The organism is Variovorax sp. LARHSF232 (assembly GCF_052871435.1).
The window spans coordinates 976048-988760 of record NZ_JBIXJS010000001.1; the positions used below are offsets into that span (position 1 = coordinate 976048).

The window sequence follows — 12713 nt, forward strand, 5'->3', positions numbered from 1 at the left end:
CGGGTTCAGTCCGGCACGAACTTCGCCTGGAACTTCACGGCGTCGTCCGCCTGCTCGAGCGTGACGAGCTGCCCCATCTTGCCGTCGGAAAGGCGGCAGGCGGCAAACAGGGAATAGCGGCCCTTCAGGTCGTAGCTGGGCAGGTCGATCAGCGCATAGGGGTACGGCACGAACACCTGGTGTTCGAACACCACGCGGTGCACGTTGCGCGGCGAGGGAAAGAGCTTGTAGTCGGCGGTGTCGAAGGCGGCGGCCATGGCTTGATGAATCTCGTGATCGGTGGGTGGGGGCTGCCTCGATGATCGCAGCATCCATCAATCTTCCTCCAGCGCGCCGAACTGCTCCACCAGGTGGTCGATCAAGAGCCGCACCGCCGGCAACTGTCCCCGGCGCGAAGCAAAGACGAGGTGGATGATCTCGCGCCGTGGTTCCCATTGCCCCAGCACGGGCACGAGTTCGCCGCGGCCGAAGGCTTCGCCGAGCATCATGCGCGGCAGCTGCACGATGCCCACGCCCGCGACTGCCGCCGCCTGTAACGCCAGCATGGCGCCCGTGACGTAGCGCGGGCGGTGCCGGACTTCAGCGCGCGCGCCGCCAGGTCCGTTCAAGACCCAGTGATGCTCGTCCTGCGGCTGGCCCAGGTCCATGCTGGGCAGGCGCGCCAGGTCGGCCGGGCCGGTGGGCGCGCCGAACTGCGCCAGCAGCTTCGGGCTGGCGACCAGGCATTGCCCGCGGTCCGACAGCACGCGCAGCAGCAGTTCGCTGTCCTCCAGCGGCGGCGGGCGCACGCGCACGGCCAGGTCGATGCCTTCGGCCACCACGTCGACCCGGCGGTTGGTCTCTTCCAGATGCAGTTCCACGCGCGGGTACAGCGCCAGGAAACCCGCCAGAATTTCCCCGACGCGCGTCGCCAGCAGCGCCACCGGGCAGCTCATGCGGATCACGCCGCGCGGCTCGGCGTGCGTCATGGCGACCGACTCTTCGGCGGCCTCGGCCTCGGTCAGCATGGCGCGGCAGTGCGCGTAGTAGCTGCGCCCGACCTCGGTCACCGCGAAGCTGCGAGTGGACCGCAGGATCAGCTGGGCGCCCAGACGCTGTTCCAGCAGGGCGATGCGGCGGCTCAGCTTGGACTTGGGCACGCCCAGGGCGCGGCCTGCCGGCGCGAAGCCGCCGTGGTCGACCACTTGGGCGAAGTAGTACAGGTCATTCAGGTCGGGCACGCTCATCGTTCCATTCGTAGAACTCTGCGGACAATTATTGCCCACTACCGCAGTTGTCGTTCTATTTTTATGCTTCTCCCATGCCTCATTTCCGGGGCTTGGCAACAAGGAGAAGCAGATGCGCAAAGAGATTCTTGGTGTGTACAGCGCCCCCCGGCCGCATTGGGTGGGCGACGGTTTTCCGGTTCGCTCGCTGTTCAGCTACGGCAGCCAGGGCGCGCAAGAGCTCAGCCCTTTCCTGCTGCTGGACCACGCAGGGCCGGCCCGTTTCGAGCCGGCCGAGCAGCCGCGCGGCGTGGGCGTGCATCCGCATCGCGGCTTCGAGACCGTGACCATCGTCTACGAGGGCGAGGTCGAGCATCGCGACTCGACCGGCGCCGGCGGCCTCGTCGGTCCGGGCGATGTGCAATGGATGACGGCCGCCTCCGGCATCCTGCATGAGGAGTTCCATTCGCGGGACTTCACGCGCCGCGGCGGACAGCTGGAAATGGTGCAGCTGTGGGTCAACCTGCCGGCGCGCGACAAGATGGGCGAGCCCGGCTACCAGACCCTGCTGGATGCGCAGATTCCCAGCGTCGAGCTGCCGCAGGGGGCTGGCCGCGTGCGCGTCATCGCCGGCGCGTTCGACGGCCATGCAGGCCCGGCGAGAACGCACACGCCCATCAACGTCTGGGACCTGCGCCTGGTGCAGGGCGGCAAGGCGCAGCTGCTCCTGCCGGCCGGCCATACCACCGCCCTGGTGGCGTTGCGCGGCACGGTCACGGTCAATGGGCAGCCGCTGCACGACGCGCAGATGGCCCACCTGGCGCGCGAGGGCGACACGCTGGAGATCGAAGCCGCCACCGATGCCGTGCTGCTGCTGCTGGGCGGCGAGCCGATCGAAGAGCCCATCGTCGGCAGCGGCCCCTTCGTGATGAACAGCGATGCGCAGATCGCGCAGGCCTACGCCGACTTCCGCAGCGGACGCTTCGGGCGCATCGCCGCCTGAACCTTTCTACTTTTTATCAACCCAGGAGAGCACCATGACCTTGCCCGCCAACAACATCGCCAACTTCAACGGTGCGCGTCCCGTCATCGACCCCGATGATGCTGTGATGCTGCTGATCGACCACCAGAGCGGCCTGTTCCAGACCGTCAACGACATGCCCATGCCGAAGCTGCGCGCCCACGCCGCGGCGCTGGCCAGGATGGCCACGCTGGCCAAGATGCCGGTAATCACCACAGCCTCGGTGCCGCAGGGCCCCAACGGCCCGCTGATTCCGGAGATCCACGAGAACGCGCCGCATGCGCAGTACGTGGCACGAAAAGGCGAGATCAATGCGTGGGACAACCCGGACTTCGTGGCCGCGGTCAAGGCCACCGGCCGCAAGACGCTGATCATTGCCGGCACCATCACCAGCGTCTGCATGGCCTTTCCGGCGATCAGCGCGGTGCAGGAGGGCTACAAGGTTTTCGCGGTGGTCGACGCATCCGGCACCTACTCGAAGATGGCCCAGGAGATCACGCTGGCCCGCGTGGTGCAGGCCGGCGTGGTGCCCATGGACACCGCCGCCGTCGCCTCCGAGATCCAGCGCACCTGGCACCGTCCCGACGCGCAGCAATGGGCCGAGGTCTACACGCGCATCTTCCCCGAGTACCAGTTGCTGATCGAAAGCTACGGCAAAGCGCAGGCGGTGGCCAAGAGCGACGAACAGCTGGATTCCCAGCGCCAGTGATCCGTGCGAGCAAACGTCTAAAGGTCGGCTTGCTCGCGCCCGCGCATCCTCGCCCATAGTGCCCGCAGCCTGCGGGCACGGTCCTCGAACAGATACGAGCCGGCCAGGGCGATCAGGCCCGAGACGATGCCCGTCGCCACCGCCTCCAGGCCCGGAATGCCGTAGTGCCCGGGGTGCGAGAAGGTGTCGCCGGCCATCGTCAGCAGGCCGACCAGCGTTGCATTGCCATGGCGATTCGCAAAGAGCTTCCTGGCCGGCGTGAAGCTCAGGAGCAGCGCGAGGATGCCGGTGAACAAGCCCGTCTGCAGCGCCAATGCCCAGTGGGGGATGCTCAGGATGTTGCCCAGGCTCCCGGGCATGCAGGTCATGCAGGCGCTGGTCGGCTGCCAGAAGCGCTGGACGAACAGGATGACTCGACGTCGCCATGGAATCAGCATCAGGCGGCCCCCCGCAAAGCACGGTCGCCATCCTCGCACAGCCGACGCATGTCGGGGATGAGAAAATCCGATGCACCGACCTGGCCTGCACATGCGAATCAACGAACTCAAACTGCGTCTGCGGGAAGCCGGCGCCGGTCCCAGCCACGAGCACCGGGTCTTGCGGCTCTGGTCCAATGCCCTTGCGCGAGACGCCGGCAAGCGCAAGCCCGAGACCTTCTTCCCGTCATCGCTGCTGGCTGCGCTGCCCTCCATCGAGGCCGACCTGGCTGGCCTGGCGCGCATTCACGCCATCCATCCCGGCGCCGACGGCTCGGAACGCCTGCTGGTGGCCCTGGCCGACGGCCAGACGGTCGAAAGCGTCCTGCTGCCGCGGGCTGGCCTTTGCATCTCGTCCCAGGTCGGCTGCGCCGTCCAATGCCAGTTCTGCATGACCGGCCAGGGCGGGCTGGTGCGCCAGTTGGGAAGCGCCGAGATGATTGCGCAAGTCGCTCTCGCCCGGTCGCGCCGCCCGGTGCGAAAGGTGGTGTTCATGGGCATGGGCGAACCGGCCCACAACCTCGACAACGTGCTGGAGGCCATCGATCTTCTTGGTACGGCCGGCAACATCGGCCACAAGGATCTGGTGTTCTCCACCGTGGGCGATCCGCGCGCGTTCGAGCGCCTGCCGCTGGCACGCGTCAAGCCGGCGCTGGCGCTTTCGCTGCACACCACCAAGGCGGACCTGCGGCGGCAGCTGCTCCCGCGTGCACCGGCGATGACGCCCGAAGAACTGGTGGACGCCGGCGAGCGCTATGCCCGGATTTCGGGATACCCCATCCAGTACCAGTGGACGCTGCTGGAAGGCGTGAACGACGGCGATGACGAAATCGAAGGCATCGTCAAGCTGCTTTCCGACAAGTACGGCGTGCTGAACATGATCCCCTTCAACAAGGTGGATGGCGTGGCCTTCCGTCGCCCTTCAGGCGAGCGCTGCGCGCAAATCGCCCGCACCCTGCTCCAGCGCGGCATATTGACCAAGCTTCGGCAATCCGCTGGCCAGGATGTCGACGGCGGTTGTGGACAGTTGCGCGCAAGAGCCGCGGAAATTCGAATACCCGTCCGGGTGGCGCATTCGCTGGCATGAGGCGGCGGCACGGCGGTCACCAGCTTTTGTATTCATCGATCCTGAGGACGCCGCGGCCAGCGCATTCGGCTATGGTGGGCGTGCTTGTCATGGTTCGCGGAAGTCCCTCGACAGGAGGTGATGATGCATTCGAATCGACACGGCCAAAGTCTTGTGGCGATGGCACCGATGGCAGCGCTGGCGATCTGCGCTTCGATGGCATTTGCGCAGGCCGCGACGTCGAGCGATCTCCCTGCGCCGCCCATCGACGAACTCAAGCATGTCTATCTGGCGTGCGATCTGGCGGCATCTCGCCAGTTGCTCGATATGGCAACCGCGGCGCATTGCTCCTACGTGAGCGAAGCGCTGCTCAAACGCGCATTCGATGGCAATTTCGAGCTGCTGCTGGCATGGTGGCGCACTGCGAAGGACGCTGCGGCCTCGAAGCACATCAGGCAGCAGTAGCACGCGCAGCGCAACGCCGGCGCCTTCGTCTTCGTCTTCGTCATCAGAAGGCGTGGCGCATGCCGAACTCGGTGCCGGTCGACGAGCCGCCGGGCGAGGTGATGGCGCCAGTCAGCGCCTGCGCTGCGCCGTTGCTGTTGGCGATGCGCGCCACCGTGGCGTAGACCGCGCTGCGCTTGGACAGGTTGTGCACGTAGCCCAGCGCCAGCTTCGAGGTGGTCGGCTTGGGCAGCGCCGCGTCGGCCAGCTCGCGCTCGTAGCGCGCGTAGGAAAACTTCACTTCACCTGCGCCCAGCGGAAGGATGAAGCCGAGCAGTGCACCCTTGCCACCGAGTGGGCCCAGCGATTCGTCGTAGTACTCGCCCATCAGCTTCAGGTTCATCAGCGCGTCGAAGGTGTAGGAGATGCCCAGATTCGACACGCGCAGGTCTCCGCTGGCGTACTGCGTGGTGCCGGTGGCGATGGCCGCGTGGAAGGGCCCGCTCTGGTAGCCCACGCGCAGGCCGGCGTAGTCGCCGTCGTCCTTCGCCGCGGCCGGAACCGTGTTCGACGGGTTCTCGCCCATCGCGTACATCGCCTGGCCATAGAAGCCGCCCAGGCCCGCCGGCAGGAAGTAGCCCACGCTGTTCGACGCGCGGGTGCCGGTGGGTGCGATGACGCCGCCCAGGCCGCTGAAGTAGATCTGGTTGGCGCCGATGCCGCTGCCGGTGCCGAAAGGATCGAAGATCGCCGTGTTCCAGAAGCCGGGCGTGTAGTCGCGGCCCAGCCGCAATTCGCCGAAGCGCCCCGACAGGCTGACGGTGGATCGCCGGTTGAAGGTCAGGCCGCCGGAGGGCACGTTGCCGCTCAGCTGGTTGTTGGTGTTGGTCGGAAAGCCGGTGCCGGTGTCGTTCTGCACGCCCGCTTCCAGCCAGAAGCCCGCCCCCAGGCCGCCGCCCAGATCCTCGGTGCCGCGAAAACCCAGCCGGCTGAAGCTGTTGGCGCTGTTGGTGAGCTGCCATTTGCTGGCTGAAACGGGGCCGGAGCCGGTGGTGTAGGTGATGGCGGCATCGAGCACGCCGAACACCGTCACGCTCGATTGCGCGCAAGCGCCGGCCACGGCCATGCATGCGGCCGCAGCCACAAGGGTCTTCTTCATCTGATTTTCTTTTGGGGGGGTGAGAAAGGGAGGCTAGATATCCAGTACCAGCGGGCCGCGCTTGCAGCGCGACACGCAGATCATCATGGTCTTGTTCGACTCGCGTTCCAGCTTGGTGAGGATGCCGTCGTGATGCTCGATCTCGCCGGCTTCCAGCACGACGGTCTCGCAGGCGCCGCAGACGCCCTCCTTGCAGCTGTGGTCGGGGTTCAGGCCCGCTTCGATCAGGCTGTCGAGAATCGACTTGCCGGGCGGCACTTCCACGCTCTTGCCGCTCTTGGCGCATTCGACCACGTAGCTTTCGGTGGCGGCCGGCGCCTCGACATGCACCGCGGCGAAGCGCTCGATGTGGGCATGCGGGTAGCCCAGCTGCTCGCAGCTTTTCTCGAAGCCGTCGAGCATGGGCGTGGGGCCGCAGCAGTAGTAGTGGCTGTCGGCGCCCTTGCCTTCCAGCATGGCGGCCAGATCGGGGGGGGCGCCCTTCTCTTCGTCGAAGTGCCAGCTCAGCGCAATCGACTTCTCCGCGGCCAGCGTCGCAATCGCGTCGACAAAGGCCGCTTCCTGGCGATTGCGCGCGCAGTAGATCATCTCCACCGGCCGGCCCAGCGCGGCCAGGCGCTGCAGCATGCACCAGATGGGCGTGACGCCGATGCCGCCGGCCACCAGCACCGAGCGGCTGGCGTCCTCCTCCAGCTTGAAGTTGTTGCGCGGATGCGAGATCTGGATGGTGCTGCCCACGCGCAGCTGCTGGTGCACGTAGCGCGAACCGCCGCGGCTCTTGCGGTCGTTCAGCACGCCCACCACGTAGCGCTGCCGGTCGCTCGCCGGGTTGCACAGCGAATAGCTGCGCACCAGGCCGTTGGGCAGGTGCAGGTCGATGTGCGAGCCGGCCTCGAAGGCGGGGAAATCCACTTCCGGCGTGGCCGGGCGGAACTCGACGCTGACGATACCTTGAGCTTCATGGCGCATGGTGTGAACCAGGGCGGTCAGCGTGGGGGATGACATGGCGAACCTCGGAGAGACACAAGAGAAAGACGAAAAACGAAGCGGCCTGTCAGATGGCCGTGCCTTGCAGCTGCTGCTGCGCCAGCCCCTTCAGGTGGCGGCGCAGGCGCACGATGCCCAGGTCGTGCTGGTAGAGCTGTTCGTGCTGGTTGGCATCGAGCTCCATGTTCTCGATCAGCACGCGGTCCTGCTCCAGCACATGCCAGTGACGAGCCTCCAGCCGGTTCTTGTACAGAAAGCGCCAGGTGTCGCGCTCCCAGCCCTTGGCGAGCTTGCGCACGCGCCAGTGGAAGGCACATGACAGCGTGGGCGAGACCGGCGTGTAGCTGCCGACGATGATGAAGTTGCCGCCGGGGCCGCCCGTCTTCGGGTAGGGGATCTCCAGGCGCATCCAGTGCACACCGGTATCGGCCCACTCGGTCCAGTCGAAGTTGACGTTGCGCTGGCCTTCCTTCTCGAAGACGAAGCCGGTGTCGGTCTGGCGAACGCCGAACTTGGCCGTGGAGTCGCCCTCGGCCATCGAATGCGACTGCTTGTGCAGGAAGGTGCCGTGCATCGGATCCATCACGTTGTCCAGCACGTAGCGGTAGTCGCCCTTCCATTCGGCGTAGCACAGGAAGTGCGCGTACTGCGCGTCGTCGGTCAGCTCCTCGGGCAGCACCAGCGGCGGCGGCGTGGCGACCGATTCGCTGCTGTTGTAGAGCCACACCGCGCCGGCCTTCTCTTCCACGTGGAAAAAGCGCGTGGCCTGCGAGCCTTCCAGCTTGCAGCCAGGGCTGCCGGGCACGCGGGTCACCACGCCATCGCAGCGCACTTCGACGCCGTGATAGGGGCAGGACAGGCGGTCGCCCAGGATGACGCCCTGCGACAGTGGCGCGCCGCGGTGCGGGCAGCGGTCCTCCAGCGCATGCAGCTTGCCGGCCTGATCGCGCCAGAAGGCGAACTTGCGGCCCAGGCGGCGCAGCGACACTGGCGACTCCTTGATGAAGCTCGATGGGCAAATCGGGTACCAGAGATCCTTCAGGCCGATTTCCAAAAGTTGGTCGACCGGGTCAGCGTGGGGGGTGGTCATTTGGATTTCCTCGTGTGCGTTCAGGCGGCCAGCGCGGCCATGGCTTCGCGGTAGTTGGCCTCGGTCCAGGGTTCGCCGGTGGGGCTGGCCAGGCCGCTGTCGTTGAGCGCCTGCACCAGGCCAGGCAGGTCGTGGATGCCGGCAGCAAAGGCGCGCTCGATGGCGTCGCCCAGCAGGTCTTCGTAGGTGGTTGGGGTGCGCTGGCGCGCCTGGTGCGGGTTCAGAAAGCGATCGGTCATGGGGGCCTCCTTCGGATTTCTACAAACGAGCTGCTTGCCTATTCGGCAACGATGTTGCGGGCCTTGATGATTCGGGCCCACACCGCCGTCTCGTCGCGCATCGCGGCGGAGAAGGCGGCCGGCGTCATGGTGGCGTTGGTCATGCCCTGGGCCTTCAGGCGCTCGGCCACGTCGGGCTTGGACAGGAACTCGGCCGCGTCCTTGGCGAGCTGCTCCACCACTGCGGGCGGCGTGCCGGCCGGGGCCAGCAGGCCATACCACGAGGTGACGTTGACGCCCTGGATGCCCTGCTCGGCCAGGGTCGGGATCTCCGGCGCCACCGGGCTGCGCTTGGCTTCGGTGATGCCCAGCGCCACCAGCCTGCCGTTCTTGATGAAGGGCAAGGTGGCCGGCAGGTTGGAGAACATCAGCGGCACCGAGCCGCCCAGCACATCGTTCAGCGCGGGCGCGGTGCCCTTGTACGGAACATGCAGCAGGTCGATGCCGGCCTGCTGCTTGAACAGCTCGCCCGCCAGGTGCAGGCCGCTGCCCACGCCCGGCGAGGCGTAGGACAAGGTGCCCGGCTTGGCCTTGGCCATGGCCACCAGTTCCTTGGCGCTCTTGATGCCGGAAGCCGGCGCAGCGACCAGCACGTTGGGCGCCTTGGCCAGCATGGTGACGGGCACGAAGTCCTGCTCGATCTTGAACGGGAAGTTCGGCATCAAGGTCGGATTGATGGTCAGGTTGCCGGCCGGCACCACCAGCAGCGTGTGGCCGTCGCCCCTGGCGCGCTTGACCTTGTCCATGCCGATGTTGCCGGCCGCGCCGGCTGCGTTCTCCACCACCGCCGCCTGGCCGTAGCGCTTGGCCAGGCCCTCGGACAGCACGCGCGCCAAGGTGTCGATCGGGCCGCCCGGCGGGAAAGGCGCGACCAGGGTGAAGCGCTCGGAGGCGAGCTGCTTGTGCGCATCGGTCTGGGCATGCGAGGGGCCGAGCGTGGCCGCCAGGGCCAGCGCTGCGGCAGAAAAATTCTTCAGAAGAAATTGCGGGAAGCGATTCATGGCGATGGTCGGGTTCTTGCGGTTCATTTCTTTTCGGTCAGGAAGGCGCCCTTGGGGCCTTCGGCGTTCTTCTGGCGGCGCGTGTGACCATCGAGGCCGCCGTCCACCGCCCATTCGGCGAACACCGTGGGCCCGGGCTCGAACTCGCGCGGCTGCCAGTCGGCGGTGAGCTGGTCTTCGTCGGCGTAGTACTCGATCAGGCCGCCGGCCGGGTTCTTGAAGTACCAGAAGTAGGCCGATGACACCGGATGGCGCCCCGGGCCGAGCTGCGTTTCCCAGCCCTGGCGCGAGAAGTGCAGGCCGCCGCCGAACACCTCGTGGATGTCGCGCACGGTGAAGGCCACGTGGTTCAGGCCGCGCTTGCCCGAGGGCAGCTGAAGCAGGAACAGATCGTGGTGGCCGCCCTCGGGCGCGCAGCGCATAAAGGCGCCGCGATTCGGGTAGCTGTCGGAGGCGACGAAGCCGAAGCGCTCGCGGTAGAAGGCGCTGGTGGCGTGCACGTCCGCCACGAAGAACACCACGTGGCCCACCTCGATCGGCGTGGCGCGCTCGTAGACGGGCGCCGGCTGGTTGATGCGCGGCTTGGCGTTCCAGGTGTTCATGGCGCCGCACTGCAGGTCGACCTCACGCTTGCGGCTCACCTGCAGGCGCACCGCGAGGCCGTTCGGGTCGATGCAGCCGATGCGGCGCGCGCCGTCCACGTCGGGCTGGTCGAAGAACTGCGGCTCGCCGGCGATGGCGGCGGCGTAGCGGTCCAGGTCTTCGTTGCCCTGCACGCCCCACACCACTTCGCGCAAGGTCGGGCCTTCTTCCATGGCTGGCGGCAAGCCGGGCTTGGCCAGCGAGGCAACGACGACGCGGCAGCCGTTGAGGCATTCGAAGACGAGTTCGTCAGCCGCTTCGGACTTGAGGGCCAGCCCCCAGTCGGCGAAGAACTTGCGGCAGGTCGGCAGGTCGTCCGCCGCATAGGTGATCTGGTCGATGCCCAGCACGCTCATGTTTTGCTCCAAGGCAGCGGTTGTTCGTTGGTGCCCCAGTACATGCTCTTTTGCTCCATGTACTGGAAGATGCCCTCGCGTCCTTTTTCGCGGCCCAGGCCGCTGTCGCGCCAGCCGCCAAAGGGCGTGGAGACGGAGAACTGCTTGTAGGTGTTGACCCAGACGGTGCCGGCCTGCACTGCGCGGCCGATGCGCCAGGCGCGCTTGAAGTCGCGGCTCCAGACGCCGGCGGCCAGCGCGTAGATGCTGTCGTTGGCCTGCCCGATCAGCATCTCTTCGCTGTCGAAGGGCATGGCCACCAGCACCGGGCCGAAGATCTCTTCCTGCGCGGTACGGCTCTGGTTCGTCAGGCCCTCGAGGATGGTGGGCGTGTAGTAGTAGCCCGCATCGCGCCCCTCGCCGTGCGGCCGCACGCCGCCGGTGCGGATGTGCGCGCCTTCCGAGACGCCGAGCTCCACGTAGCGCTCCACGCTTTCGCGATGCCTGGCGGTGATGAGCGGACCCATCTGCGTGCGCTCCGAGGCCGGGTCGCCCACGCGTAGCGCGTTCGCGCCTTCGGCCAGCCGGGTGAGGAATTCGTCGTAGATGCTGCGCGCGACAAAGAGGCGCGAGCCGGCGATGCACGATTCGCCCGACGAGCTGAAGATGCCGTACAGCACGCCGGCCACCGCGTGGTCGAGGTCGGCGTCCTCCAGCACCATGGTGGCCGACTTGCCACCCAGCTCCAGCGACACCGGCATCATCTTGTCGGCCGCGATGTGGGCGATGTGCTTGCCGGTGGTGGTGCCGCCGGTGAAGGACACGCGCTTGACCAGCGGGTGCTGGGTGATGGCGTCGCCGATGACCGAGCCCTTGCCCGGCAGCACGCTGATGATTCCCCTGGGCACGCCGGCCTGCTCGCAGATGCGGGCAAGCTCGAGCGCCATCAGCGGCGTGACCTCGGCCGGCTTGACGATCACTGCGTTGCCGGCGGCGAGTGCCGGCGCGAGCTTCTGCGCCTCGCTGGCGATGGGCGAGTTCCACGGCGTGATCGCCGCCACCACGCCCATGGGCTCGTGCACGCTCATCGTGACGAAGGGGCCGCGCGAGGGCGTGATGCTCTCTTCCAGCGTTTCCAGCGCCGCGGCAAAGAACTGGAAGGTGCCGGCGGCGCTGGCCACCAGGGCACGCGTCTCGCTGATCGGCTTGCCGTTGTCCAGGCGCTGCTTGTGCGCCAACTCTTCTGCGTTGTCGCGAATCAGTTGCGCCACGCGGTGCAGTACGGCGGCGCGCTCGTGCGGCAACTTTTGCGCCCAGCCGCTGGTGCGAAAGGCCCGATCGGCGCCGGCGATGGCTTCTTCCACGTCGGCCAGGCTGGCAGCCTTCAGGCGCGCGATCGGCTCGCCGTTGGCGGGGTACAGGCTTTCATACACATCGCCGCCGCCCGGGCGCCATTCGCCGGCGATGTTGATGGGGAGGAGTTCGTTGGAAATCATGTCAGATGGCCACGGTGGCGACGCGATTGCGCAATGCACGCACGGCGCTGTAGACGGTGAGCGCAGAAGTCTTGGGATTGGCCGCCAGCGCCTTGTTGCGCATGGTCAGCTCGAAGCGGCCGAAGGCGCCTTCGGCCTCGACCACGTGGACGTTCTCGGTGACGGCCGGGTCGGCCACCAGGCGCACGAAGGTGCGGTCCAGGCCCAGGCCGGCCAGCGACACGGTGGCCGCCACGTTGGCGTTCTTCGGATAGAGCGCAGCGGCTTCGCGCGCGCTGCCTTCGAAGATCACGGTTTCGCCGGCGAGCGCATCGAGGTCGCGGCCCTCTTCGGCCGGCGTGCCCTTCCAGGCGCGCGGCGGCTTGCGGCCCGTGTAGCGCACCGCATCCAGGCCGCCCACGCGGGCGGCGGCCAGTGCGTCGATGGCGCCGATGGCGCCGGCGATCAGCTGCACCTGCGTCTTGCCGGTGGCGGCGGCACGCTCGATCGCTTCCAGCAGGCCGGGCGCGGACAGCGCGCCCACCGAGGCCACCACGCTGGGGGTGCCGCGGCGCAGCGCCGGCAGCACGTGCGCCTCGATGGCGGCGTGGCCGGCGGCTTCCACCACCAGGTCGATGCCGGCCAGCGGCACACTGGCCAGCACCGCGGCACGCGGCGCCAGACGGGCGGCCTTCTCGCGGGCGGCGGCCATGCCCTCTTCGGGCACGACCACGGCGGCGACCGACAGGCCGGCGTCGCCTTGCAGCAGTTCCAGCATCGATGCGCCGATGGCGCCGCAGCCGATGAGTGCAATGCGCAACATGG

The 12713-nt window shown here is 67.5% G+C and carries 15 protein-coding genes; 4 read left to right on the top strand and 11 right to left on the bottom strand.

All coding sequences use genetic code 11. The annotated features are described in order from the left end of the window. Positions 1 to 5 precede the first annotated feature (5 nt). Positions 6 to 257 carry a hypothetical protein gene (locus ACIPRI_RS04625; protein ID WP_446588953.1) on the bottom strand — a complete coding sequence of 84 codons (252 nt, stop codon included), beginning with the start codon at positions 255 to 257 and terminating at the stop codon, positions 6 to 8. A 57-nt stretch (positions 258 to 314) separates the two neighbouring features. Further along, the gene (locus tag ACIPRI_RS04630; RefSeq protein ID WP_446588955.1) at positions 315 to 1226 is read right to left on the bottom strand and encodes a LysR family transcriptional regulator; all 912 of its coding nucleotides are present in this window, start codon (positions 1224 to 1226) and stop codon (positions 315 to 317) included. A 112-nt stretch (positions 1227 to 1338) separates the two neighbouring features. Between ACIPRI_RS04630 and ACIPRI_RS04635 the strand changes: the two genes are divergently transcribed. Both ACIPRI_RS04635 and ACIPRI_RS04640 read left to right on the top strand, forming a co-directional pair. Beyond that, positions 1339 to 2208 (top strand): pirin family protein, encoded by an 870-nt coding sequence (locus ACIPRI_RS04635; protein ID WP_446588957.1) that lies wholly within the window; start codon positions 1339 to 1341, stop codon positions 2206 to 2208. A gap of 34 nt (positions 2209 to 2242) precedes the next feature. Then, complete coding sequence (locus ACIPRI_RS04640) at positions 2243 to 2935, top strand: isochorismatase family protein (RefSeq protein WP_446588959.1); 693 nt, start codon at positions 2243 to 2245, stop codon at positions 2933 to 2935. Positions 2936 to 2952: 17 nt separating this feature from the next. Here the strand turns inward: ACIPRI_RS04640 and ACIPRI_RS04645 are convergent, their stop codons facing one another. After that, on the bottom strand, positions 2953 to 3372 hold the full coding sequence (locus ACIPRI_RS04645; protein ID WP_446588962.1) for a hypothetical protein: 420 nt from the start codon (positions 3370 to 3372) through the stop codon (positions 2953 to 2955). 91 nt (positions 3373 to 3463) lie between these two features. Between ACIPRI_RS04645 and ACIPRI_RS04650 the strand changes: the two genes are divergently transcribed. Together ACIPRI_RS04650 and ACIPRI_RS04655 are read left to right on the top strand one after the other, a co-directional pair. Continuing rightward, a complete protein-coding gene (locus ACIPRI_RS04650) occupies positions 3464 to 4498 on the top strand; it encodes an RNA methyltransferase (protein WP_446588964.1) in 1035 nt (344 codons plus the stop codon). Positions 4499 to 4618: 120 nt separating this feature from the next. Next, the gene (locus ACIPRI_RS04655) at positions 4619 to 4942 is read left to right on the top strand and encodes a hypothetical protein (RefSeq protein WP_446588966.1); all 324 of its coding nucleotides are present in this window, start codon (positions 4619 to 4621) and stop codon (positions 4940 to 4942) included. A gap of 43 nt (positions 4943 to 4985) precedes the next feature. Here the strand turns inward: ACIPRI_RS04655 and ACIPRI_RS04660 are convergent, their stop codons facing one another. The 8 genes from ACIPRI_RS04660 to ACIPRI_RS04695 are packed head-to-tail and all read right to left on the bottom strand — an operon-like array spanning position 4986 to position 12711. Continuing rightward, positions 4986 to 6080 carry a porin gene (locus ACIPRI_RS04660; RefSeq protein ID WP_446588968.1) on the bottom strand — a complete coding sequence of 365 codons (1095 nt, stop codon included), beginning with the start codon at positions 6078 to 6080 and terminating at the stop codon, positions 4986 to 4988. 33 nt (positions 6081 to 6113) lie between these two features. Then, positions 6114 to 7085, bottom strand: a complete 972-nt coding sequence (locus ACIPRI_RS04665) for a PDR/VanB family oxidoreductase (protein ID WP_446588970.1) — start codon at positions 7083 to 7085, stop codon at positions 6114 to 6116. 49 nt (positions 7086 to 7134) lie between these two features. Beyond that, on the bottom strand, positions 7135 to 8157 hold the full coding sequence (locus ACIPRI_RS04670) for a Rieske 2Fe-2S domain-containing protein (protein WP_446588972.1): 1023 nt from the start codon (positions 8155 to 8157) through the stop codon (positions 7135 to 7137). A gap of 20 nt (positions 8158 to 8177) precedes the next feature. Beyond that, the gene (locus tag ACIPRI_RS04675; protein ID WP_446588974.1) at positions 8178 to 8396 is read right to left on the bottom strand and encodes a recombinase-like helix-turn-helix domain-containing protein; all 219 of its coding nucleotides are present in this window, start codon (positions 8394 to 8396) and stop codon (positions 8178 to 8180) included. Between the two features lie 38 nt (positions 8397 to 8434). After that, on the bottom strand, positions 8435 to 9436 hold the full coding sequence (locus ACIPRI_RS04680; protein WP_446620381.1) for a Bug family tripartite tricarboxylate transporter substrate binding protein: 1002 nt from the start codon (positions 9434 to 9436) through the stop codon (positions 8435 to 8437). Positions 9437 to 9459: 23 nt separating this feature from the next. Further along, the gene (locus tag ACIPRI_RS04685; protein WP_446588976.1) at positions 9460 to 10434 is read right to left on the bottom strand and encodes a VOC family protein; all 975 of its coding nucleotides are present in this window, start codon (positions 10432 to 10434) and stop codon (positions 9460 to 9462) included. Next, positions 10431 to 11909, bottom strand: a complete 1479-nt coding sequence (locus ACIPRI_RS04690) for an aldehyde dehydrogenase (protein ID WP_446588978.1) — start codon at positions 11907 to 11909, stop codon at positions 10431 to 10433. Before ACIPRI_RS04690 ends, ACIPRI_RS04685 begins: the two co-directional genes overlap by 4 nt. Before the next feature lies 1 nt (position 11910). Continuing rightward, positions 11911 to 12711, bottom strand: a complete 801-nt coding sequence (locus ACIPRI_RS04695; protein WP_446588980.1) for an aspartate dehydrogenase — start codon at positions 12709 to 12711, stop codon at positions 11911 to 11913. Positions 12712 to 12713 lie beyond the last annotated feature (2 nt).